This window comes from Blautia sp. AF26-2, assembly GCF_003460955.1.
Taxonomy (GTDB): Bacteria; Bacillota; Clostridia; order Lachnospirales; family Lachnospiraceae; genus Fusicatenibacter; species Fusicatenibacter saccharivorans.
Genome location: NZ_QTWD01000005.1, coordinates 122,043 through 145,659, shown reverse-complemented (window position 1 = coordinate 145,659; position 23,617 = coordinate 122,043). Strand labels below are relative to the sequence as shown.

23 protein-coding genes are annotated in these 23,617 nt (G+C 48.0%); 6 read left to right on the top strand and 17 right to left on the bottom strand.

Going from position 1 to position 23,617, the window contains the following annotated elements; translation table 11 throughout:
• Positions 1 to 79: 79 nt before the first annotated feature.
• The 4 genes from DWY63_RS08200 to ispE all read right to left on the bottom strand — a co-directional run bounded on the left by DWY63_RS08200 (position 80) and on the right by ispE (position 5,079).
• Positions 80 to 1,816: a GerAB/ArcD/ProY family transporter gene (locus DWY63_RS08200; protein ID WP_117801839.1), complete on the bottom strand. Its 1,737-nt coding sequence runs from the start codon at positions 1,814 to 1,816 to the stop codon at positions 80 to 82.
• A gap of 3 nt (positions 1,817 to 1,819) precedes the next feature.
• Positions 1,820 to 3,352, bottom strand: coding sequence for a spore germination protein (locus tag DWY63_RS08195; protein ID WP_117801838.1), 1,533 nt, complete (start codon positions 3,350 to 3,352; stop codon positions 1,820 to 1,822).
• A 145-nt stretch (positions 3,353 to 3,497) separates the two neighbouring features.
• On the bottom strand, positions 3,498 to 4,211 hold the full coding sequence (locus DWY63_RS08190; protein WP_055221789.1) for a GntR family transcriptional regulator: 714 nt from the start codon (positions 4,209 to 4,211) through the stop codon (positions 3,498 to 3,500).
• Positions 4,198 to 5,079, bottom strand: a complete 882-nt coding sequence (gene ispE / locus DWY63_RS08185; RefSeq protein ID WP_117801837.1) for a 4-(cytidine 5'-diphospho)-2-C-methyl-D-erythritol kinase — start codon at positions 5,077 to 5,079, stop codon at positions 4,198 to 4,200. Before ispE ends, DWY63_RS08190 begins: the two co-directional genes overlap by 14 nt.
• Positions 5,080 to 5,486: 407 nt before the next feature.
• Here ispE and DWY63_RS08180 point away from each other — a divergent pair, with 407 nt between their 5' ends.
• Positions 5,487 to 6,230 carry an AzlC family ABC transporter permease gene (locus DWY63_RS08180; RefSeq protein ID WP_022462149.1) on the top strand — a complete coding sequence of 248 codons (744 nt, stop codon included), beginning with the start codon at positions 5,487 to 5,489 and terminating at the stop codon, positions 6,228 to 6,230.
• Entirely contained in the window at positions 6,220 to 6,522 is a 303-nt protein-coding gene (locus DWY63_RS08175; protein ID WP_330410127.1) for an AzlD domain-containing protein, read from the top strand. The genes DWY63_RS08180 and DWY63_RS08175 overlap by 11 nt, the downstream gene beginning before the upstream one ends.
• Before the next feature lie 60 nt (positions 6,523 to 6,582).
• Here the strand turns inward: DWY63_RS08175 and DWY63_RS08170 are convergent, their stop codons facing one another.
• The 3 genes from DWY63_RS08170 to DWY63_RS08160 all read right to left on the bottom strand — a co-directional run bounded on the left by DWY63_RS08170 (position 6,583) and on the right by DWY63_RS08160 (position 8,825).
• Positions 6,583 to 8,112, bottom strand: coding sequence for an alpha-N-arabinofuranosidase (locus DWY63_RS08170; RefSeq protein ID WP_117510029.1), 1,530 nt, complete (start codon positions 8,110 to 8,112; stop codon positions 6,583 to 6,585).
• A gap of 136 nt (positions 8,113 to 8,248) precedes the next feature.
• Positions 8,249 to 8,443 carry a hypothetical protein gene (locus DWY63_RS08165; RefSeq protein ID WP_055226225.1) on the bottom strand — a complete coding sequence of 65 codons (195 nt, stop codon included), beginning with the start codon at positions 8,441 to 8,443 and terminating at the stop codon, positions 8,249 to 8,251.
• On the bottom strand, positions 8,430 to 8,825 hold the full coding sequence (locus DWY63_RS08160) for a BrnT family toxin (protein ID WP_330415439.1): 396 nt from the start codon (positions 8,823 to 8,825) through the stop codon (positions 8,430 to 8,432). Before DWY63_RS08160 ends, DWY63_RS08165 begins: the two co-directional genes overlap by 14 nt.
• Positions 8,826 to 9,024: 199 nt before the next feature.
• Here DWY63_RS08160 and DWY63_RS08155 point away from each other — a divergent pair, with 199 nt between their 5' ends.
• Positions 9,025 to 10,317, top strand: a complete 1,293-nt coding sequence (locus DWY63_RS08155; RefSeq protein ID WP_055267159.1) for an L-cysteine desulfidase family protein — start codon at positions 9,025 to 9,027, stop codon at positions 10,315 to 10,317.
• Between the two features lie 57 nt (positions 10,318 to 10,374).
• Positions 10,375 to 10,494, top strand: coding sequence for a DUF6783 domain-containing protein (locus tag DWY63_RS19100; protein ID WP_368250375.1), 120 nt, complete (start codon positions 10,375 to 10,377; stop codon positions 10,492 to 10,494).
• A gap of 9 nt (positions 10,495 to 10,503) precedes the next feature.
• Here the strand turns inward: DWY63_RS19100 and DWY63_RS08150 are convergent, their stop codons facing one another.
• The 4 genes from DWY63_RS08150 to DWY63_RS08135 form a co-directional block, all read right to left on the bottom strand.
• Positions 10,504 to 11,433 (bottom strand): nucleoside hydrolase, encoded by a 930-nt coding sequence (locus tag DWY63_RS08150; RefSeq protein WP_070103170.1) that lies wholly within the window; start codon positions 11,431 to 11,433, stop codon positions 10,504 to 10,506.
• A 122-nt stretch (positions 11,434 to 11,555) separates the two neighbouring features.
• Positions 11,556 to 13,256, bottom strand: coding sequence for an ABC transporter substrate-binding protein (locus DWY63_RS08145; protein WP_117801836.1), 1,701 nt, complete (start codon positions 13,254 to 13,256; stop codon positions 11,556 to 11,558).
• A gap of 73 nt (positions 13,257 to 13,329) precedes the next feature.
• Positions 13,330 to 14,220 carry a carbohydrate ABC transporter permease gene (locus DWY63_RS08140; RefSeq protein ID WP_055226220.1) on the bottom strand — a complete coding sequence of 297 codons (891 nt, stop codon included), beginning with the start codon at positions 14,218 to 14,220 and terminating at the stop codon, positions 13,330 to 13,332.
• A gap of 11 nt (positions 14,221 to 14,231) precedes the next feature.
• Positions 14,232 to 15,188 (bottom strand): ABC transporter permease, encoded by a 957-nt coding sequence (locus tag DWY63_RS08135; RefSeq protein ID WP_055226218.1) that lies wholly within the window; start codon positions 15,186 to 15,188, stop codon positions 14,232 to 14,234.
• 403 nt (positions 15,189 to 15,591) lie between these two features.
• Here DWY63_RS08135 and DWY63_RS08130 point away from each other — a divergent pair, with 403 nt between their 5' ends.
• Together DWY63_RS08130 and DWY63_RS08125 are read left to right on the top strand one after the other, a co-directional pair.
• Positions 15,592 to 17,259 (top strand): sensor histidine kinase, encoded by a 1,668-nt coding sequence (locus DWY63_RS08130; RefSeq protein WP_158555009.1) that lies wholly within the window; start codon positions 15,592 to 15,594, stop codon positions 17,257 to 17,259.
• Positions 17,260 to 17,343: 84 nt separating this feature from the next.
• Entirely contained in the window at positions 17,344 to 18,102 is a 759-nt protein-coding gene (locus DWY63_RS08125) for a response regulator transcription factor (protein ID WP_055267167.1), read from the top strand.
• 95 nt (positions 18,103 to 18,197) lie between these two features.
• Here the strand turns inward: DWY63_RS08125 and DWY63_RS08120 are convergent, their stop codons facing one another.
• From DWY63_RS08120 to DWY63_RS08095, 6 genes are all read right to left on the bottom strand, one after another.
• A complete protein-coding gene (locus DWY63_RS08120; protein ID WP_055267169.1) occupies positions 18,198 to 18,824 on the bottom strand; it encodes a GntR family transcriptional regulator in 627 nt (208 codons plus the stop codon).
• Between the two features lie 214 nt (positions 18,825 to 19,038).
• Positions 19,039 to 19,470 carry an RrF2 family transcriptional regulator gene (locus tag DWY63_RS08115; RefSeq protein ID WP_055226207.1) on the bottom strand — a complete coding sequence of 144 codons (432 nt, stop codon included), beginning with the start codon at positions 19,468 to 19,470 and terminating at the stop codon, positions 19,039 to 19,041.
• Positions 19,471 to 19,617: 147 nt separating this feature from the next.
• Entirely contained in the window at positions 19,618 to 19,986 is a 369-nt protein-coding gene (locus DWY63_RS08110) for a prenylated flavin chaperone LpdD (RefSeq protein WP_243001867.1), read from the bottom strand.
• A complete protein-coding gene (locus DWY63_RS08105; protein WP_117801834.1) occupies positions 19,980 to 20,555 on the bottom strand; it encodes a UbiX family flavin prenyltransferase in 576 nt (191 codons plus the stop codon). The genes DWY63_RS08110 and DWY63_RS08105 overlap by 7 nt, the downstream gene beginning before the upstream one ends.
• A gap of 18 nt (positions 20,556 to 20,573) precedes the next feature.
• A complete protein-coding gene (locus DWY63_RS08100; RefSeq protein WP_117801833.1) occupies positions 20,574 to 21,974 on the bottom strand; it encodes a subtype B tannase in 1,401 nt (466 codons plus the stop codon).
• A gap of 74 nt (positions 21,975 to 22,048) precedes the next feature.
• The gene (locus tag DWY63_RS08095) at positions 22,049 to 23,518 is read right to left on the bottom strand and encodes a UbiD family decarboxylase (protein ID WP_117801832.1); all 1,470 of its coding nucleotides are present in this window, start codon (positions 23,516 to 23,518) and stop codon (positions 22,049 to 22,051) included.
• Between the last annotated feature and the right edge of the window lie 99 nt (positions 23,519 to 23,617).

Here is a 23,617-nt window from a genome sequence, read left to right as displayed (position 1 = left end):
TTCCAGTTTTGCCGGATTTCAAAACTTTTATACACAGACACTCACTGCCCGCTCCGATATTCCATACACTTTAAACCTTTTACGGCGCTTTCGGAATCCACAGAATGCTCCTTTCGTTTTCCCACGCATAGCACAAGTCCGCCAGTGTCACCGCCTCTTTTCTTTTCACCCGGTTGTCATAAATTCCGCACAGGTACTCACCGACAGACTCCACCTGTTTTCCGTTCTGCTCCATGATATCTTCTGGTTTTTCTGCGTGAAACAGATAGGCACTGTGCCCAAGCGCACGGTCCTGTTCCAGGTACTTCAACAGTTCTTCCATCCGTCCCCGGTCACTGAGCAGTGCATCGGAAAATACAATCGCCTGGACGTGTCCGGTGTCGAGATCATATTCCTCTGTGCTGTCATATTGCTGCGCAATCTCCTCAAACGTCTCCGCTTCAAAGAACAGCGATGCGGGGTCCTCGTCGGTTCCCTCCTCCTGCTCATCCTTTCCCTGGCCGGTCACCACCGCAAGATTCGCAGGCGCATACCAGACGCGCCATTTACCGCCAGCCGTCTTCTTTTCTCCGCCGCTCTCACTGACCGCCGTCCCGGTTTCTTCCCCAGTTTCACTGTTTTCCGGCGCAGTCGCCTCTTCCGACACATAATCAAAGGCAACCGCCAGTGGATACAGCCGCTTTTCCGGCTCTACTGCCCCGCAGGATGACAGGAAAATCATACTGCCCAGCGCCAGACACACAAGCCGCAGTTTTTTCATATGCTTCTGGCAGAAGCCGAGCAGCACCGTGATGGCAAGGAAAAACGGAAAGTAACCGTATCGGACCGACCAGCCGCTTTCCGCGCATGACAGCAGCCATATAAAAAGCACTGTACCGATCCGTACATAGAGATTCTGCGGTTTCCACAGTCCCGTCTTCTCTCCGATCAGCGATACGTAAAACAGCAGACTTCCCAGTGTGAACAGCAGTCCCATCAAAAGAAATGCCATCCACAGAATATCAAACCGCTCCAGAAATCCACCCGGCAGGCTCGTTCCTGCCATTAACAGTAAGAGCGGGTCCTGCGCCGCAGCCGTGCCGCGCCGGCCGAAAACGCCGAGCAGCGCCATGCTTCCTGCAATTACAAGAAGCCCCGTTTTCCAGATACTCTGCGTCACCGGAAGAATGACACTCCTGTGCTCTTTCTGCACATGCCCCAGTAAAAACGGCAGCAGCGCAATCGGTGTTCCATTTTCCAGTGTTCTCCACACATTCCACCCAAAAAGTATTCCGTTATCCACAATTTCAACAGACTTTGCTGTCTCCCAGGCATCCTCAAACGAGGAAAAATGCATCTGCGGAACCGTCAGCAGAAGCAGAATCAAAATCCCGCCCACAATCCACGGATAGAGTGCTTCCGCCAGCCGTCCTCTTTTCTGTACTTCACTGCCGACACCAAACCCGGCCGCCGCGAGCAGAAACAGTCCGCAGAGCTCCTGCGGTACACCCGCTGTCAGATACGCGGCGGCAAGCTCCGCCATTCTGCGAAGCAGTGTTCCGCCGAGGAAAAGCAGATAACACAGATACATCACTGCCAGAAGGAGTTTCCCAGCCTTTCCCATCACGCTTTCCAGGCGGCAGTAAAGCCCGCCAAGGCGCACGAGATAAATGCACCACACCGCCAGCAGCCCATATCCAACGAAAATCCCTGCCATACCGGGCAGGCCGTCCGATGCGCCGTACGCCGCGAGCTGCCAGAACGCCGGGCAGAGCAGAACGAGCACGATCTGGCGTTCCATCTGGCGCTGTGAAATTCTGTCATTTTCCGAAAACATGCGTCACTCTCCCCTTTCCTGCTTTTCTTCCGGCTCCGCAGCTTTTCTGTTTTTCCGCAGCCGCACTCTCTGATCGCGCTTTGTAAAGACCGGCCGCTCCCGCATCTGATGCAGCGGCGGCCGCCATACGGAATCCTTCGGCGCATGGTAGCCCGCAAGTCCTTTCCCGACGAACGGCATCAGATAGGGAATGCCAAAACTCGTAAGCCCGGCGAGATGACCCGCGAGAAGAAACGTGCCGAGCACCATGCCGAAAATGCCGAGCCATCCGCCGAGCAAAATGAAGCCGAATTTCAGCAGCCGGAACGGCGCACCGAACTCTTCGTTCGGAATCGCCAGCGAACAGAGCGCCGAAACCGCAACCACAACGACGGTCATCGGGCTCACCAGATTGGCGGAAACCGCTGCATCTCCGATGATCAGTCCGCCCACAATTCCGATCGTCCCGCCAAGCGGCCCCGGCATGCGCACACCGGCCTCGCGGATCAGTTCAAAAGCAAATTCCATCAGAAGAATTTCCAGAATGCCGGGGAAAGGAACGCCTTTCCGCGCTTCGGCGAACGCCAGCAGGAGTTTGGTCGGAAGCACCTGCGTGTGAAAGCCCGTGACAGCCAGGTATCCGCCCGAAATCCACAGGGCGAGAAAGACCGCCGCATACCGCAGCAGCCGCTCAAATGAGACGATCAGAAAATGATGATACCGGTCCTCACTGACCTTTAAAAAGCTGTCAAATGATGCCGGGAAGAGAATCCCGACCGGGGAATTATCACATAAAAGCAGGATTCTTCCGTCCAGAATCTCCATCGCCGCGCGGTCCGGCCGTTCGGTCGTCTCGAAGCGCGGGAACGGCGATTTCCACTGCGGTTCGCAGAGCTGCTCGACCATGCCGCTGTCAAAAACGCCGTCCACTTCCCAGCCGGCAATCTGCTGTTTTACCTCTTCCAGAAATTTCGGATAAATCAACTCTTTCTCATACACCAGAGCCAGAACCGTATCAGAACGCGCACCAAAATGTATCTCCTCCACTTTCAGATCGATGGTCCGCAGACGCTTGCGGACGAGTGCCGTGTTGGTTTTGACAGAGTCGGAAAAACCTTCGTTAGAGCCGCGCAGCACTTTTTCGGACTCCGCTTTTTGCACTCCTAAATTGGGATAACCCTTCGATCCGATCTTGACTGCACGGTCATAATGATCCACAAAAAGAATTGCATTTCCCGCAAGCATGGAAGCGAACGCAGCTTCCATAGTGTCAAATTCCAGTGCATCCGAAATTCCGAGCCGATTTTCCGAGAGAACCCCCGGGATATCTGCCTCGGGAACCTCCATCAGACGGTTCAACAGCTTCCCGATCACGGAATCCTTCAACATAACGCAGCTCACCGCCACTTCTACGTAGATCAGCAGCGCACCGGTTCCGCCCGTTTTGCCGAGTTTCATCGGGCGGATCTGAATATCATCGCAATTTTCACACCATGTACGGATCACGCTTTCATTTTCCGCCAGTGTGAGTGAAATCTGCGTCTTCTCTTTTTCCATGCCTGCGTCCCTCCTTCTCCTCCTTTTGAAAGCTTCCGAAAAACCATCTGGAGAAATATACTCTGCAAAATTCCATAAAAAAACATTCTGTCACGATTTTTTTACTCTGTAACAGAATGTTCCTTTTTCGAAATTTTATACGCTTTTATTTTTCTTCTACACCCGTCATGCTCTGGTGATGTACGGTCTGCATAATACTCTCCTGCTGTCGCTCGATATGCTCGCGGATCATCTTCTGTGCGCCTGCAAGATCCCGATTTTTCATACGTTCATAGAGGGCATCGTGCTCCTCGACCAGGGAACGTCGGGATTTTACATCCTTTAAATATTCAATCCGGTAACGGTACATTTGCTCCCGCAGATTGTTCAGCAGCTGAATCAGGCGCTCGTTGTTCGTCGCCTGATAAATCACATCATGGAATGCCACATCTGCCTGTGCAAGCTTCTGCAGATCATCCGTCTCTGTTGTCTCCAGCATTTGTTCAAAGCTGCGCGATGCCTGATAAAGCTTCTGCAGTTCGCTCTCTGTAATCCGCTGACACGCCAGTTTTACCGCCAGCTCCTCGAGTCCGAGCCGCACCTCCAGCACATCGTTCAGATCTTTTTCCGTGATCTGCGCCACCTGTGCACCCTTTCGCGGCACCATGATTACAAGGCCATCCAATTCCAGCATGCGAATCGCTTCACGGATCGGTGTACGTGAAACGCCGAGCTGATTTGCCAGCCGGATCTCCATCAGCCGTTCACCCGGCTTTAACTCCCCGCGCAGAATCGCCTGGCGCAGCGTGCGGAACACGACATCGCGGAGCGGAAGGTACTGATAATCCTCCATCTGCAGGTCTAACTCATTTTTTGCCATACTTTGTACCTCCCGGTTTTGATACAGTAGTCAGGAATGTCTGTTTCGACAGTCCGCTTATTTTTAACTGATCGCGGGCAAATTCTGCCTTGTCCGGATCGTCGAAAATGCCGAATACGGTCGGGCCGCTGCCGCTCATCATCGCATTGACCGCACCGTTTTTCATCATCTGTGCCTTGATCTCATCGATCACCGGATACGCCGGACACGTCACGGATTCCAGCACATTTCCCATGCGGTCCGTGATGCCGTACAGGTCATGATTTCGGATCGCCTCTACCATGCCGTCGATATCCGGATGCTCCGTCACCTCATCAAGATGCAGGTTTCCATAGACAAATTTCGTCGAAACATTGATGCCCGGTTTTCCGATCAGCACGTAGCACATCGGTACGCCGGGAAGGGATGTCAGCTTTTCGCCGATTCCTTCTGCCAGCGCCGTACCGCGCATCACACAGTACGGAACATCCGCTCCGATCTGCACACCCCGCTCCATCAGCTGGCGTTTTGTCAGACCAAGCTGAAACATGCGGTTAATTCCTACCAGTGCTGCTGCCGCATCCGAGCTTCCGCCCGCCATGCCGGCCGCTACCGGGATAAATTTTGTCAGGTTCATATCGACTCCCTGATGGATATCAAATTCATCCATCAGAAGCTTTGCCGCTTTGTATACGAGATTTCCGTCATTACACGGAAGGAACGGCAGATTGGTTGTCAGCCTTATGCCAGGTTCTTTTCTCTCCTTTATTTCCAGCTGATCGTACATCTGGATCGTCTGCATTACCATGCGGACTTCATGGTAACCATCCTCTCTTTTTCCGGTCACATCAAGACCAAGATTTATTTTTGCAAGCGCACGCAGTTTCATCGTAGGCACCACCTTCGGTAATGTTTTTTGTATACATAGATATTAATGGATTTTTCTTCTATTTTCAAGCGTTATCTTCTGTTTTTGTACATAATTTTATACAATTCAGTTCAACAGACTTAGAAACGCAGGCGTAAGCAGTGGCTGCGTGAAACGAACAAGAACAAAATAAGAGTTTACGAACCTGTCGAAACTTGCTATAATTTTCATCAGATATCAGGGCAAAAGATCAAAAAGCCGGTGCAAGCTCGCTTGCAAGAGGATTTTTGATCTCTTGACCCCAACATTTTTGCCAGATGCCAGAGCATGTCTGAAAAAAACTTTTCGTAAGCTGCGAATCTCAGATTGCGGAAATGATTTTTTCAGACATGCTCTAGCTTCTGCGAAGGAAAAGGAAGTAGCTTTTTATGAGTTCACAAAGATCTTATTCATTTTCCCGCCAGGTTCTGGTCAACGGAATCCGCGATGGCATTCCGATCGGGCTTGGCTATTTTGCGGTCTCGTTTTCGCTCGGCATTGCAGCGCGTAAGGCAGGTCTTAGTCCTTTTCAGGGCTTTCTCGCCAGTCTTTTCAACAATGCTTCCGCCGGAGAATACGCTGCCTTTACACTGATTGCCGCCAACGCAGGCTATCTGCAGGTCGCTATCATTACGCTCATCGCCAATGCGCGGTATCTTCTGATGAGCTGTGCGCTTGCCCAGCGCTTTTCGCCGGACACGCCGTTTTTCCACCGTTTTCTCATTGGTTACGATGTAACGGATGAACTGTTTGGCATCACAATCGCGCGCCCGGGCTGGCTGAATCCGTATTATACATACGGTGCCATTCTCGTCGCTGCTCCCGCGTGGTCGATCGGCACGGCTCTTGGTATTATTGCCGGAAATCTGCTGCCGCTGCGCGCTGTCAGTGCCTTAAGCGTGGCGCTGTACGGCATGTTCCTTGCAATCATCATTCCCCCGGCGCGAAAGAGCCGTGTGGTAGCGGGTCTTGTTGCCGTCAGCTTTTTCTTAAGCTTTATCTGCAGCTATCTCCCGGGCATCTCCACTCTCTCCGACGGAACCAGAACGATTCTGCTCACCGTTCTGATTTCCTGCGCCGGAGCTATCCTGTTCCCGGTAAAGACAGAGGAGGAAAATGCTGATGTACAATAATTATATCTATATCGCCGTCATGGCTCTGGTTTCCTACACAATCCGGATTCTGCCGCTGACGCTGATCCGGAAGCCGATTAAAAATCAGTTTATTCAGTCGTTTCTGTACTACGTTCCATACGTGACGCTGTCAGTCATGACCTTCCCGGCGATTGTCCATGCAACACAGAGCCCTGTTTCCGGCGCACTCGCGCTTGTCGTCGGCATCGCAGCCGCATGGTTCGGTGCAAGCCTGTTTCAGGTTTCGGTGGCATGCTGTGCCGTGGTATTTGTGATTGAATTGTTTTTGTAATAGAAATGAGCCGCCCTGTGAGAACAATCCTTTTCCCCGGGGCGGCCCGTTTTGTATGTATTACTTTTCTGTTTCTGTTTTTCTGAAATGATAAACGCTGACCGAAGCCGCCGGCAGTGCAATCTGGAAGGAGTCTTTTTCCCGTGCAGGTGCTTTTCCTTCTTTGCAGCGGACTCGGTTCGGATGTTTCGCATCGTTGTAGTTCTGCGGATCTTGGGAGTACAGTGTTTTGGCCTCAACAAATTCCGGATACTGTTTGAATTTCAATTCGATTTTCTTTGATTCGCTGTAGCTTGTATTTACGAGGTTGACGTAGATATCATCATTTTTGATCGAAGCAAAGATGCAGACCTCAGGATCTTTGTTCTTTTCCTCAAAGCCAAGCGTATACGCACCCTGATGCACCTGATACATATCGAACACATCGTAGTTTGGTGTCAGAATACAATGCTCACCATCCGTCAGGAACAGGGAATTCAGGACATTGACAGACTGTGCCACACATGCCATGCGCACATCCCCTGTATTGCGGTGGAAGATGTCGAGCGTCAGTGCAGTTGTAACGGCATCGCGCATCGTACACTGCTGATACAGCGCCGGGCGTGCATTAAACGCACTGCTGTGCCAGTTTCCCCACTCACCGACAATCAGTTCACATTTTCTCGGTGCCGCCTGAAACGGACCCTCCGGTTTCGGAAGTGCCTCAAGACCAGCGTCTATCAGGCGGCGCTGCTCGTGAATGACATTTTCCAGCTCTTTGCATCCATTGATCACATCATACCACTGTTTTTCATCAAACTTTTTCTCTGTCTGAAGCTGTTTCAGATTCCAGTTGTAAAAATGGAGATCATAGCCGTAAAGCGATGGCATACGGTATTTTCCCATCTCCTTAAAAAAGTCTTTCGTCCACGCAGCACGTTCTTTCGGCTTATTTCCATCCGGGCCGCTGGCGATGCATTTCATGGAAAATGCCTGATCGCCGCCTCCAAACGACGGACAGGAGGAACTGAATTTCCGGTATTCGTTCGCATACATCTGCGGCGTCATTTTTCCACCGCCGTCCCATACTTCATTTCCGATACCCCAGTATTCAATCTCGAACGGTTTTTCATGGCCGTTTGTTTTTCGTTCCTGCGAAAGTGCCGTCGGCTCTTTGCGGTTACAGTACTCCATCCACTCTCGCATCTCGGATGGAGAGCCGGTCATCATATTGATATTAAACCATGGCTTCGCGCCGATCATCTCGCAAAATTCCATCATCTCGTGTGTACCGAACTGATTGGGATCCGTCTCGAAAGTACCGAAGTTTTCATTGTATGTAACCGGCCGCTGCTCCCGCGGGCCAATACCATTCCGCCAGTGATACACATCCGCAAAGCATCCGCCCGGCCAGCGGATCACCGGCGGGTGCAGCTTCTGAAATGCATCCACAAGGTCTTTTCGGATTCCATGATAATTCGGAATCTCCGAATCCTCTCCAACCCAGATTCCATCATAAATACAGGAGCCAAGAAACTCGATAAAGTGTCCCTGCAGTTCCGGGTAAATATATTTTTCTCCAGCTAATTTTCGAAACGTAATCTTCTGCATAAAAATCCTCCAAATGAAAGGGTGGTGTGTATTTTTGCTACTTTTCAGTATAGGACACTTTAAAGGAAAATACAATTTATTCTGAAAAGATCTCCGTAAAACTAGGATTTTCTGGTTTTACGGAGATCACAAATTTTTATGCTCTTTTTTTGCCTGCTCCCCTCGGCGGATTTACCCGTCGAAATTTTAGCGCCCGTTCTGGAGTCGTTTCCGGACAATCTTCATCAAATACAATAGGTTTTTCTTTTGCTGCTTTTAGTTCCCTTAATTCTTCTTCTGAAAAAGCGAGTTCTTTTATCAGGCTTTCTGTCATTTCTTTAGTATTTACCATAATAAAGCCCCCTTTCAAAATTGGTTGCATATCTTGCGGAGATTAATCTTGTCACATCTATTTCTGCCCCATTTTCATTTTTCCGTATTCTTTCCGTATACACTACAAACAAAACATCATCACTTTTTATATTTCCGATCATAATCTCTGTATTACGCTCTATTTGCGCTGTCCCTGCAGATAAATCACCTATGATATCATATCGATCTTCAACATTACTATTTTCCTCATCATAATATTCTATTCGATCATAATCAAAAAATACACGGGTAGCACTTTTAAATGAAATTCCATGTTTTTCTATATTAATTTTATTCTTTTTCTCATCATATTCGAAAATCATTCCACCAAGTGAAAATGTTACAGTTTTGCTATTCTCCAATGATTACCTCCGATTTCAGTATTTTACTGTTTTTATCGTATCATCTTTTCTTTTCTGCGTCAATGCATGATGTTAATTCACAAATTGCAATTCTCTACTTGACATCTGATATTATCAGTGATATATCAATAGTATAATCAGAAAGAAATGCAAGATTTACCAGTTGATAACGCATAAAAAACTATACAGGAGAATTTTCATGGATCAGAAATTATATGACAGTTATGTAAAGATTTTAAAAAACGAGCTTGTTCCGGCGCTTGGCTGTACAGAGCCGATTGCCATTGCATATGCGGCAGCAAAAGCACGCGAAGTACTCGGACAGATGCCGGAATCGATCGAGCTTTGCTGCAGTGGAAACATCATCAAAAACGTAAAGGGTGTTAAAGTTCCAAACTCCAATGGCCTGAAGGGAATTGATGTTGCGGCAACGCTTGGCGTCGTCGGAGGCTGTGCCGAACGTGAACTTGAAGTACTTGAAGATGTGACCGAAGCAGATATTGAAAATACAAAAAAGCTGGTACAGCAGGGATTCTGTACCTGTACTTTAAAAGAAGGCGTAGAAAATCTCTACATTGTTGCAAAAGTCATTGCCGGAGAGCACAGTGCAGAAGTAACAATTGTAAACCGTCATACTCTGATTTCACGCATCGTAAAAGATGGTGAGATACTTTATCAGATTGCGGCTCATGAGGATTCCCCTGAATACGTTGATAAAAGTGTGCTGAACGTCAAGGATATTCTTGAATTTGCCGATACTGTGAAGATCGAAGACATCAAAGAAATTCTTGACCGTCAGATCACCATGAACTCTGCCATTTCCGATGAAGGTCTCCGTCATCCATACGGTGCACAGGTTGGCCGCACGCTGCTGAATGAATACGGCAATGACGTAAAAATCCGCGCCCGCGCCCGTGCAGCGGCAGGCTCCGATGCGCGTATGAGCGGCTGCTCTCTTCCGGTCGTCATCAATTCCGGCAGCGGAAACCAGGGCATGACCGTTTCCCTTCCTGTCATTGAGTTTGCAAAAGAATGGAACGTTTCCCAGGAAAAACTGTACCGCGCACTCGTTGTCAGCAACCTGATTGCGGTTCATCAGAAAAAATATATTGGAAGTCTTTCCGCTTACTGCGGCGCCGTCAGCGCAGGCTGTGGAGCCGGTGCCGCCATTACCTATCTTTCTGGCGGAACTTATGAAGATGTCAGTCTGACGATCGTCAACACCATTGGAAACGTCGGCGGTATTGTCTGCGACGGCGCAAAATCCTCCTGTGCGGCGAAAATTGCATCCGCTGTTGACGCTGCTATTCTCGCCCACTACATGGGCCAGCATCACAGAAGTTTCCAGCCGGGCGAAGGTATCGTGCGGGAAGATGTCGAGGATACGATCAAGAGTATGGGATACATCGGAAGAGTCGGCATGAAAGATACCGATACGGAGATCCTGAATATTATGATCGACCGTGTGGATATTGACGAAGTGTGTAAATAACGAAAGTATTACGATAGACAGCCATCTGGACAAACTTGCACAGATGGCTGTTTTTATATTGCTCTTTCTGTCCATACAAAAACCCGCTGCGACGCCCTCTGTCGAACAAAATTTCCGATAAATTGTGACACACATCTTGTGGAAAGCTTTTTTCAAACAGGCTCTGATTTTGATTAGCAGTCCCTGTCACATCCCATAATTCAATTTCAGTTTCGCAAAAAAGTCTCTCAACGTCAGCTCCGCATTCGGATCATGGTAAACGCGAATTTTGCGGTTCTTTCCGGTGAAGTGATAGCTCATGTCCTCATAGCTGATTTCCGGCGCTTCTACCATTTCATAGAGGTCGGTACGCTGTACCTCTGCCAGCAGCAACCCAACTGTCGGAGAATCGCCGAGACCCCAGATTTCGCCGTGCGGCCATTCCTGGAACTGATAGAAGGTGTTGTTAAAGTCTACCATCTGCTGATACAGATAATTTCCAATTTCTCCACATGGCTGAACATTAAGCTGCAGCTCGGCAAGAGAAACTGTTACTTTCTTGTATACGGTAGACGGAACCTGCCATACCTTCATGCCGGATTTCATCACAACGTTTGCAGCTGCGATATCCTGGCGGAGGTTGAACTCTTCTCCCCCTTCCGGATACGGTGCTCCGCCGATCCAGATGGCGGTCATGCGGTCTGCGATTTCCGGTTTCATCAGAAGTGCGGAGGCAACGTCGGTCAGTGCTCCCTGGCAGGCGATGAACAGCGGATGCGGATCATCTTTCATGGCTTCTTCGGCGATCAGCTTTGCGCCATCCGACACGGCCGGAGTCTGCTCGTCCTTCATCGGAAATTCCGATCCTTTGCAGACCGGGCATACGCCCTGCCGATCCATCAGATCCAGCACTTTATTGACCTCGTCCATGCTCGCCTGTGCTGTGTGGCCATCGCCGTAATCGCGGGAGAACATGTTGAAGTGACACGGAACGATGCCTTTCAGAATAAACATCGGTGTCATCAGGTGATGTGCCAGTGCGAACTGGTCGTCCGCCTCATTTTTGCAGTCTGTGCTGACAATCATACGCACGCGTTTGTTGTCCGGCACGGAAAATGTGTAATTCATTTTTTTCATAGTAAATCCTTTCTGCTGTAAAAGCCAAAAACATACAAAGCAATCCGCCCGAAGACCGCACAGCTTTACGGTTTCCGGGCGGATTTGCCTTAGATCTAATTATACCTAATGTTGATCTTTCGTTAGTTTGCTTCTTTTGCTGCTGCAATCGTATCAAGGTTAGACTGCGGAGTTTCTGTAGCTCCTCCGTTTTCATCCAGCCATTTATCCAGCTGCTCCTGTTTTGCATCCATAACAGTCTGCAGTCCGGCTGCATACAGCGCATCATTCAGTTTCTGGAGTGTTTCTTCTACACCAGCAACTCCGACAGAGCCTGTCTCAAGTGCTGGACGATACGTATTCAGTGCATTCTGCAGAGCTGTGATCTGTGTAGAGTATTCAGAAGAATCCCACATAAATCCGTATGCCGGTGAATACTGTGCCCAGTCGTTATGGTGCTGCAGTTTATCCCAGTAATTTGCATCCTTGGAACCATCATTCCATACGTATGTGTTAAACTGATTGCCCATAAACCATCCTGTATTCTGATGATATTTAAAGTTAGAAGCATCTTCACCATCTACATAATAAGCAGTACCATCATCCAAAACTTTATAGTTTACATCCTGAATACCATTCTGCCACAGATTCATAACCTCCGGATCTGTATACAGCGCGGAGATAAACTTAAAGGCCATTTCCGGATCCGCACTGTTGGTTGCGATGCCAGTATCATAAAAACTTACGTTTGTAGTTGAATATCCACCTTCTACATCCTGTCCAAAATACATTGCATAGCAGTCTGTTCCTGTAGATGCCTTTGCCTCAACAAGATAGCCCGGCTTAATTGCTGACATATAAGAGAACGTATTTCCAGCCTTCATCATAACTGCAGCTCCCTGTGTATCCGTCAACGCATCCGGATAAATGTATCCTGCATCAAACCATTCCGCCAGCTGGGTTACTGCTTCTTTGTAAGTATCGGTTTCAAACTCGTTCACTACGGTTGTGGAGTCATGATCAGCCTCCCAATCCAGAACACCGAACTGATCCGCTAACTCGTCGAAAAATGCAAGACGTCTCATCGGGCTTGCACTTCCCTGAAGATACAGAGGTGTCATTTCCGGATGTGCTTCTTTTACTTTCTTGAAAATTTCAGTTGCAACAGACCAGTCATACACTTTTCCGGTGTATTCATCCTGATTCAGCTCCAGTCCGTATTCCTCTGCGATACCAAGTTCATCACAGATATCTGCTCTCATAGTCAGACCACCAAGTTCAACCGATTCCTTCTGTGCCGGAAAACCGAACAGAATACCATTCATGGAACCTACCGTTGCATTTGCTTCACCAAGCACATCTTTAATAGCCTGTCCCTCCGGAGTATCCATATACTGGTTCATATCGACAATACCATTCATTGCAATCCAACTGGAAGCATTGCTGTAATAAATTGGCATAACATCCAGCTCATCACCACCGGAAATCATCAGCTGAATCGTCTGCTGATATTCTGCATACTGCAATGGAAGAAATTCCACTTCAATATGATATTTCGGAATCATGTATTCATTCAATGCATCCTGCACTGCGGTACGTGCTGCGTCATCCTGCTCGTAGAACTCGACGAAGGCAAACACGAGATGATAAGGATTTTCTTCCGTGTACTCACCAAGCTCTGTTTTTGTTACGGAAGCATCTACCTCGCCAGATGCCGATGCTGTTGATGTTGTTCCAGAAGAGCTCTTGGATGAGCCGGAAGTGTCTCCACTGTTTCCGCAGCCGACAAGCAGGCCGCCCACCATTGTCGCTGCCAGAAAAGCAGCAAGCATTTTTCTTTTCATATGAAAATTCCTCCTTAAAATAAGTTTATCACGAAGCAGCCCTTTTCGCTGCTAATGATTCATTCCATCTGTATCAGCCTTTGACTGCGCCAAGAGCGATACCTTTTGCATAATATTTCTGGAAAGACGGGAAAATCAGCATAATCGGCAGAATTGCTACGAATGCAATTGCCATCTGGATTCCCGTTGCCGGAATGGTCGATGCAGCTGCTGTCACATTCGAGTTGGAGCTCTGTGTCAGGAACTGAATATTCTGTACCATCTGGTTCAGAAGGTTCTGTACGTTGTACAGACCTGTATTCTTAACGATATAGTACAGACCATTGGTCCAGTCATTCCAGTAAGCAAGGCCTGCAAAGGTGCCCATTGTTACCAAGATCGGTTTTCCAAGCGGAAGTACGATTTTCCAGAAGATGGTAAACTGGCTTGCACCGTCAATCTCTGCCGCCTCGTATAATCCATCCGGAATGCTTGTGGTAAAATAAGTTCGAATCATCATAACATTCCATGCAGAAAGCAGGAAGTTTGGAAGCAGCTGTGCAAAAATCGTATCTTTGATATGGAAGGTACCTGTCCACATAATGTAAGATGGAACGATACCGCCGTTGAACAGCATGGTAAAGAACACGAAGAACATCATCACATTTCTGCCCGGAAGATTTTTTACTGACAAAGGATAGGCCATCAGAGCAGACAGAAGGACATTCAACAGAGTTCCGACTACCGTGACACCAATACTTACTCCATAGGCCTTCAAAATCTGACCTCCGGATTTGATGATGTAGGAATAGGACGCGAGGGAGAACTTCTTCGGAAAGAAGGAGTATCCATTCGCTACCAGTGTGTTTTCATCTGTAATAGAAGACATAAATAACAGAATAAACGGTAAGATAATGGCAAGCGTCCAGATAATCATGACAGCGTTTGCTAAAATCTGATATTTGGAAAATGGTTTTTCTTTCATACGTGATCTCCTTAGAACATTGCGTTTTCTTTGCTGACTTTACGTACGATTCCGTTTGCGGTAAGGACAATGATAAATCCGATGATGGACTGATAGAAGCCGGCTGCTGCAGACATTCCGACATTTCCGGATTTCATCAGGCCGCGGTATACGTAGGTATCAATAACATTGGTTGCCGAGTACAGAAGTCCTGAATCACGTGGTACCTGATAGAACAGACCGAAATCGGAATAGAAGATACGGCCGACACTCATCAATGTCAGGGTGATTACGGTTGGTTTCAGGAATGGAAGCGTAATGTTTTTGATCTGCTGCCATTTGGTTGCGCCATCCAGAGAAGCTGCCTCATACAGAGACGGATCAATGCCATTGATGGTAGATATGTAGATCAGACATCCATATCCTACACCCTTCCAGGTATTTACAAAAATCAGAATGAACGGCCAGTATTTCGGTTCTGCATACCAGTTCACAGCATCTTTTCCAAGTGCACTTAAAATCGAATTGTTTACAATACCTGTACTCTGACTTAAAAATGCATATACAATGTAGCCAAGAATAACAGCCGACATCAGATATGGAAACAAGATTGCACTCTGATAAATTTTCTTTAATTTTTTATTAAACGTATCGCAGATAAAGATTGCAAAAATAATTCCGACTACCGTGTTCAGAACAATAAACGCCAGATTGTAAAGTAACGTATTTCTTGTAATAGTCCATGCATCCGATGATGCAAACAGAAATTCAAAGTTCGCCAGTCCGCAGAACGGGCTCTTCCAGATTCCCAAACGGGCATTGTACTTCTTAAATGCTACGATAATGCCTGCCATCGGAATATAATTGTTAATGAGCAGATAGATCGCGCCTGGAAGGAACATCAGATACAGCGGAAGGTATCGTTTGAATTTTGCTGCTTTGCTGTGGCTGCTCCCGGATGATGCATGGGATTTTTTTAAAGATGCCATGTTTTTCCTCCTCGTTTCCTCTTTGTTTTCTCGTTTTTTTGTCGTTGCAAGTATGTTCGAACAAAATTGCTTTGACTATCAACTGTTGTTATTATATAATTTTAATAAACTTTTTAGCAATTCACATTGCTTAGGTTTTATTGCACTTTTCTTAGAATCTATGTGCAAATTATATATAATTACGGAGGCATCCTTCTTGAATTCATCAAAACATCGTACTTTTTCACTAAACTTCAATTTTTTTGACCACACTATGCACAAACACAAAATATATTCCCTAAAGAAAAAAGCATTTTGGTATTGGATGCGTATTTTAATAATGTTCAGTATTTTATTGCTGTTTTTAATTTTTTATATTTCCAAACAGCTTCAGCATGAAACCTACCAGGGAATTCATCAGACAATGGATCTTTATGTCCAGCAGTTAAATAAGAGTATGGAAACTGCTGAAAACTGTCTCTGGGAATTCGCTAATAACAATACTGATGTTGTCGATACGATCACTTCCAAAAACAACCCAAACGCAGTGATTTCCCAGATTAAAGCCTCCAGGCTTTTGGATAATACTTTAAGTTACATGACAGACATTGACGGTATGTTTGTTTATGGAAAAGCAAACGACCATTTTGTCTGCCGCTATAAAAATGGGGGCTCCAATGACTGTAGTTCCTACATGAAAAAGCTTTTACGTCAGTCGGGAGAGGACGCCTCCGCTCTCAACTTCAAGAGTTGGTATTATATAGAGCTGGAACGCCATACCTATCTGATCCGAATTATCAATGATCTCCATGGCTATCTTGGTGCCTGGATCCGTCTGGATGAACTGAATACTCCATTTGATGATTCAAATACCATTTTTCTGTTTGCTGATGAAAATGGTATTCCATACGACAACGAAAGCTGGTCCGATTTTAAACTGTCTACCGACTTTTCTACCCAGAAACCTCATCGGATCCGCGGAAAGGACGGTATACAATATTTACAGGTCGCTGAAAAGCTTCCTTCTTCTACCTGCTCCTTAAATGCACTCATCCCCTCCGAAGAAGTCAACACTCCTATTTACAATATGCTCAAGCTTCTGCTCGGGGGTGCTCTGCTGATTTTCGTGGTTTCTCTTTTATGGACCGTTTCCTATGAACACCTGATTTCAAAGCCTCTTGATCTGATCCGGAAAATGGCATCACAGGTCAAAGAGGAACAACAGGTGCCGCACCCGGATCTTTCCAATGAGCGGTGTGAGGAGGTTCTGGAAATCGGTGAAACACTGAATAAGCTGATGAATCGAATTGAGAAGTTAAAAATCAATGTTTATGAGGATAAATTAAATCTGAAGGCACTGGAGATTCAGTATCTGAAATCCCAGGTAGCGCCGCACTCTCTGATCAACTGTCTCTCCGCAATCGCATCAATGCCATTCACGGAAGAAGGAAGGCGGCTCACAAATGAATTCGTCCGCACACTTTCGAATCATTTGCGGTACACCCTGCAGGATAAGACAGCCGTTCCTTTGAAAGAAGAACTGAAATACGTAGAAAATTTTCTGGAGATGACAGAACTGCGGTTTCCAGGCTGTCTGAACTGGGAAATCCATGTGGATGAGAAATGCAGGAATGCTTCTGTTTTTCCGATCATTCTGCTGATGTTTACAGAAAATACCATCAAGCACAACATGATCATGGGCGAAGAGCTCCGTGTCCGTATCACCGGCAGCCTTGTGGAGCGCAATGGTGAAAAATATGTGGTTCTCACTCATCTCGACTCCGGCAGTGGTTATTTTGAAGAGGATCTGGAATACCTGAACCGGCCAGTTTCCCAGCAGGTTCATGACTTTGATGGAAAAAAAATCGGAACCTACAATCTGCTCAAACGGCTTTATCTTGTTTATGGAGAAAAAGCCCATGCGCATTTTTCCAACGAACCCGGATGGGGTGCAAGATCAGAGGTTACGATTCCATACATTCCATACCGGGAGGATGGCAATCCGCCGGAAAACAAAATTGAAACATCGGAACCTCTTTTTTCACATGCTTCCGACACACCTCAGGTCCCCGGCAAAAGAAACGAGAGCTAAAGCTTGTTTGAAAAAGGCTTTCGGCTTGCTTTTTGTAACGATTCAAATCCATGCGAAACGGAAGAAAGGAACAGGGCTTTTACAATGAACATTTTAGTAGTGGATGATGAATATTATATTGTGAAAAACATTATCGAAACGACAGACTGGTCGGCGCTCGGGATTGAGCAGGCGTTTCCTGCCTACAGTGCCAGCCAGGCAAAACGAATTTTTGAGGGTTCCCAGGATATTGATATTCTTTTGACTGACATTGAAATGCCGCGCGAAACCGGTCTGCAGTTAGTGGAATGGCTTCATGAGAACGATTTTCATCCCATCGTACTCGTTCTGACCGGCCATCAGCGATTTGATTATGCGCAGGAAGCGCTGAATTTACATATTTTCTCCTACCTGTTAAAGCCAATCGACCCGGATCAGCTTATGGAAAAGCTGGCGGCGGCTGTGCAGGAGGTGAAGAAAAATGCATGGTATGAGAAGGAGCGGCTGAATATGGAAGAGCACCTCTCCACCGATACCTCGGACCCGATCAGCGTCATCAAGGACTATATCCGTTCGCATCTTTCCGATCCTGAACTGGGCCGCACCTCCATCGCCGAGGAAATCCACATGAACCCGGACTACCTGTCCCACATTTTCAGCACGAAGGCAGGAGCATCGCTCAGCAGCTACATCATGGATGAACGCATGGCAGCCGCAAAACGCCTGCTTGCCACCACAAGCTTCTCCCCCCAGCAAATCTGTGACCAGATCGGAATCGCAAACGTTTCCTACTTTTACCGGCAGTTCAAGAAAAGCAGCGGGGTGACACCGCAGCAGTATCGGGAGAGGCATTTTCATGGATAATCACGAGCCCTGGAGCGTGCCTGAAAAAGGTCTCCAGCGCGCAAAAAAACAGAGTGTATTGGAATTTTTCGTTCCTATGCACTCTGTTTCATTTCTTACCCACAAAAATCCGCCAGATCCTCTTTCAGATAATTCTGCGTCTTCTCCAGATCTTTCTCCCGGATGCTCTGCATAATATCGTTATGATGCGCAATGTCCAGTGCCGGGTTTACGTTGGACCAGGTCTGCCAGTAAAACTGGGCGTAAGCGCGTTTTAAGACGTTCATGGTGCGTTCAAGCTCCTGATATGCGTAAGCGTTGCCGGAGAAGGAAATCAGCTTCAGATGGAATGCTGTATTTGCCTCCCAGTGATCCCATACGCTGTCGGTGCTCTGTTTGCATCTCTCATCAATCTCGGCAAGCTCCGCCAGATTTTCTTCGGTGATATGTCCGATCGACTGACGAAGATATCCGCCCTCGAGAACAAGGCGGAAATCCAGAATATTCTGTGCCTCTTCGCGGGACACGCTGACAACCTGGTAGCCGAAGCGCGGGAAGCTGTGGAGAATTCCCTCGTTGCAGAGCGTCACCAGTGCTTCACGGATTGGCGTCTTGCTGCAGCCGAATTTCTGTACCAGCTCCTGCTCGTTGATAATTTGATTGGGTTTATATTCATCGGTAAAAATGCCGTTCAAAATGGCCTGATATACCATATTTTTAAGGCTTTCCTGTTGTTTTTTCATAAGGGGAAACTCCTTATCTTTTATTTTCTTCACTTTTGCGCATCCTGATTTTTTTCTTCTCCAAATGCGCCCTATTTTTTATCTTAACAAATTTTTTTTTGCTTGTAAATGCCGTGCTCCCAGATTTTTACCGGTAAAAAAAAGGAAAATGATGTTTTCACCATTTTCCCTCTTCTGTTCCCTCATTGGACGTTATCGCTTATTCTGTCTGCCGTCAGATTACATACTCATTCGACTTCTGCATCTGCCATTCCACCAGATCTGCCAGCGTAATATTGTCCACCACACTGTTGATGGCATCGTTCAGTTTTTTCCAGAGCATCACCGTAACGCACTGATCTTCCCTGCCGCAGTCGGCGCCGTCTTCTACACAGTCCACCGGCGCAAGGCTGCCCTCGGTCAGACGCAGGATCATGCCCACGGTATATTCTTCCGGCTTTCGTTTCAGGGAATAACCGCCCGCTGGGCCGCGCACACTTTTTACGAAACCAGCTTTATTCAAAATCGAGATGATCTGTTCCAGATATTTTTCCGAAATCTCCTGCCGCTTTGCCACATCTTTCAAACGCACCGGTTCGCCGGTATTGTTGAGTGCCAGATCCAGCATCAGACGAAGCGCATACCGTCCTCTTGTCGAAACTTTCATTTTATTTCCTCCGAATATATGTCATGATAAAAATACCTTCTTTTATTTTATTCCATATTCTCTACATATTCAATAGGAAATATAACACAAACCCAAAGCATGTCCGAAAAATGCAATGACTTTTTATCCGCTTTCCATGCTTACTTATCATCTCAAATCCTGCGCAATCTCTTCTCCCATCTTCTCTACCGCATCCACAATCTCCCGGATCTGTTCTCCGGTAATTTCATCGATATGCACGCCACCGGTGCAGACGGTCACGGTACGGCAGGCACAACAGATTTTTTCCGCCAGCATCCGGCACAGTACCTCATCCTTATGTCCGGTGCGGTTCCACACCGAGGAAGTCGCACTCCAGCTCCCGTCTCCGGTCAGCGATTCCCGTGGTACGGCCTGCACCACACAGCCGATATGCGGCTTTTCTCCTCCGGCGAGACAGATCTGAAAATCTTCACCGATCTTCATTACCGTCACTTCCATCGTGTATCCTGCAGCTGTTGCCTTTTTTGTCAGCATTCTTTCCATCTCCGGTACTCCTTTACTTCCACGCCGAACGGCGAAAGCAGTTTGGCCGCAAGATGTGTCACCATATCGTCGATGGACTCCGGTTTCTGATAAAAGGTCATCATCGGCGGAACAATCCATACATTTGACAATCTCGACAGTTCGTACAGATTCCGCAGATGAATTTCACTCATCGGTGTCTCCCGCGCTGCCAGTACAAGCGGGCGTTTCTCCTTGATCGTCACATCCGCCGCACGCAGCAGCAGATTGTCGGTGTATCCGCTTACAATTCCTGCCACTGTTTTCATGCTGCACGGCACAATCACCATGCCTTCTGTCCGGTACGACCCGCTCGCCGGGCCTGCACCGATATTGTCCTGCTCGAGCACTTCATCTGCCAGCGCTTCCACCTGCGAAACACTCCAGTCTGTCTCCTGTTCCAGCGTCAGCTTTGCACTGCGGCTCATCACCAGAAGGGAACGGTATTCCTCACTATCCCGCAGAATTTCAAGGCACTTCATCAGCAGCGGCATTCCGCTCGCCCCCGATGCGCCAACTACAATCCGTTTTTCCACAGCCATCCGTCTCGTTCCTTCCTTTTATCCACAGATTCCATCGATCCATGCGAATAACTCGTCGAGGTCGTAGTCGCCTGCATGCGGCGTATTCCATGGGGAACGGTAATCAACCTCACAGCCCGCCTCGCGCAGTTTTGCCGTCAGCATTGCCGAGATCACCAGAGAGGTGTCGCGGTCGCACTCGCCGTGGCGGATGCGGAAATGCTGTGCTTTTTCTGCTTTTTCATCCAGAATGTATTCCATGGGATTCATCATTTTCACAACTTCTGCTTCCGCACACGCGCCCTGTGCTTTCGTGTGTGCTGTGCTGTATTCCGTGAAGTGACGGCAGTTTGTCGTCTCGTTTCCAAACAGATCATTCTCCGGGCTTTCCAGATCCAGCGCATCAAAAGCAGGTGCCGTTTTCATCCGGGTGATGTCTTTGACATAAGCGGTAAAATCCATGCCCTGCACTTTGCCGTTCTCGACGATCAGCCATGGTTTATCTGATAAATCCACACCCTGGTCAGACGCTCTCTGCGCAGATTCCATCACAACGCGTTTTACATATTCCTTCAGGGATCCTTCTCCATCTGCATCAAGTGTCAGTGGATCTCCGTTTTCATCCTTCAATCCAAGGCTGTTTACATATGCCGGAAACATTGCTTTTTCCTCTGCTGAAACAAGGATCTGTTCTTTCGTCATCTCGCCATCCACCGGTGTGAAAACCGGGCGGCCGCCCTCATCCATTTTCATGTTGGCACGGTGAAAATCATTTACTCCGCAAAATTCCCATTCATACGCCATGTCTGCGTGTTCAAGGTTTGTGATCGGGCAGTAGCAGGAAGCCGCAAACACGTTATCTCCGGCATCCGCCGCGCCAAGTGCCTGCAGATACGGCTCATAGTCCGGGTGATTTCCCGTGCTTCCCATCAGGGATGACAGCGCACCTCCGGCACTTGTTCCATTGGTGATAATTTTGCTCGCATCGCCAGGCAGCTCATCCGCGAAGAAGTGGAGATATCGCACGGCCGCTTTATAATCAACTACGCAGGATGGTGCTTTTCCGTTGTACCGGCCATCTGCCCCCTTCTGCACTCTGCCGCGGATTGCCGGGGATGCCACAACATAGCCGTGCTGCAGTGCACGAAAAATCGTGTTGGGTCTGCCCTGTAAAAATGGATTCGTTCTAGGCTCATCCGCCGGACCCGGCATGTAGCCGCCGACCGTATTCGGCATGAAAACCGGCGCGCTCCTTAAATCATAGCCATGCAGGGATGCTCCCTCATAATAGCATTCCGGCACAAAAAGATTCATCTTCTGAAACTCTTCATTAACCGGTTTTTCCACATAAATCAGGTCGCGGAACGCCCGAAACCGGATCGTCTCGCCACACAGTGTTACTTCTTCTATTGTATAATCGTTTTTCTCAAATTTCAGCATACCAGGCTACTCTCCTTTTTTGACAAAATATACTTTTTAAAACACAATATAACATTTTTTTGCAAAACATGCTTTTATTCCTCGTCCAGCCAGTGTTTCGGATCAACTTCCAGAAACCTCGCCCGCACAAATCTTTTCTTCTGATCATACGGCACGGTACAGTCAAAAATTGTCTTGCATGCAATTCCGTGATCGCGGATCGATGGCGAACACGTCGGATCGTTTGACGGATCGAGCGGATGACACCGGACACCTGGGATCGTGATGATATCCGCATCGCCCTGGAATCGTGTGTTCATTGCCCAAAGGACATCGTTCATATCGAAGCAGTCCACGTCCTCATCCACGAGAAATACATGTTTCAGTTCACTGAATGCAGAAAAAGCCAGCAGCGCCGCCTGACGCTGTCTTCCCTCATCACTTGGACCAAGCTTTTTAAACTGAAGAACAGCCATATATTTTCCGCCGCCCGCAGAACCACAGTACACATTCCGGAGTCGTCCCGGCATTGCTTTTTCTACCATACCATAGATACTCGCTTCCGTCGGAATGCCCGCCATGGAAACATGTTCCTCGCTTGGTCCGATGCAGGTCTGCATGATCGGATTTCGCCGGTGTGTTACCGCTTTTACTTTAATCAGGCGGCACTGATCGCTCGCCGGACCGGTATAACCCGGGAATTCCGGCATGGCGTAACCGGTGTGGCTGTTCTGATCTTCCTGCACACGCACGCCCGGGATAACCTCGCCCTCGATCACATACTCTGCATTCGCAATTGCCATCTCATTTACCGAAACGCAATGGCACAGTTCCACCGGCTCTTTCCGCAGCGCACCTGCAACCGAAAGCTCATCGTAACCAAGCGGTGTTGTCGGCGGCTCAAAGCAGGAACCGATCTCAATCGCAGGATCGACGCCGATGCTGATGGAAATCGGCAGTTTCTGGCCAAGCTCCTCCGCACGGTCTGCCATCGCACCGATATGGCGTGCACCCGGCGTGAAGAAAATCGAAAGTTCGTCTTTTCCCTGAATACAGAGACGGTGAATCGTCACATCGTGCAGCCCGGTATCCGGGTGAGAAGCGTAACACATGCCAAGCGTGATGTACGGGCCTGCGTCATCCGGCGTGTTGGTCGGTGCCGGGACGAGGCGGTTCAGATCAAAATCGGGATCGTCAGCCAGATGCACAACCTCCTGACACAGCGGCGCACCCTGAAATTCCACCGGTGCAACCGGCTTTTCCACGCTGTGATACAGCATTTTCCCAAGATTCTCCGGCTCACAGTCCAGAAGTGCAGCCACACGCTTCCGGCTCGCCAGGACACCGATCGCAACACTTGCGTCCGGGTGGCCTTTGATATTGCGGAAAATCATTGCCGGTCCTTCTTTCGTCGGACGTTTTACCGTTCCGCCCGCGCCGACATAGCGGTAAACTCCGGCAAGCTCCGCCATCGGATCAACTGCAACATCCGTCTCGGCAAGCTGTCCCGGCATATTTTTCAATCGTTCCAGCGCACTGCGCAGATCTCTTACTTTTTCAGCCATAATCATTCTCCTTATTCCCCAAATCAAAACTGTCTCATAGAATGTTCTTTTTTGTACTCCATTCAGCCAGCAAATCCATCGGATCCTCTCCATCCACTT